Source organism: Streptomyces sp. PKU-EA00015 (assembly GCF_013387495.1).
GTDB lineage: Bacteria > Actinomycetota > Actinomycetes > Streptomycetales > Streptomycetaceae > Streptomyces.
This window is the reverse complement of the sequence record NZ_JABZEE010000155.1, coordinates 1-365: the sequence shown is the minus strand read 5'-3', so window position 1 is coordinate 365 and position 365 is coordinate 1. Positions and strand designations below refer to the sequence as shown.

At 69.6% G+C, this 365-nt stretch carries 1 pseudogene; it reads right to left on the bottom strand.

Annotation, left to right across the window (positions count from 1 at the left end):
* Window positions 1-37: 37 nt before the first annotated feature.
* Window positions 38-365 (bottom strand): annotated as a pseudogene (locus HW130_RS35315) (ABC transporter substrate-binding protein); the annotation flags it as partial.

Here is a 365-nt window from a genome sequence, read left to right as displayed (position 1 = left end):
CCCGGGGACCGGACTCGTGATCCCTCAGGTGATGGGTTCAGCCTCCTACGGCCTTCGCCCAGCCCCGGTCGACCGTCACCCTCGCCTTCTCCAGTTGCGCGTCCGTGGGGAACTGGGGCTCCCCCTCGACCGTCGGCAGTTTTGCCGCGGCGTCCTCGTCGAGGGTGCCGTCCTCGCGCATGGTCTCCATCAGTACCGCGCGGGCGTAGCCCTTGAGCCGGAGGTTCTGGCCCGTCGCGCTGAAGAGATACTCCTGCCACAGGCGGGCCGCCGCCGGGTGCGGGGCGTTCTTGTTGACGGCCAGGGCGTAGTACTGGGCGAAGCTGCCGTCGAAGGGGATCGCGACCCGCCAGTCCACACCCTTG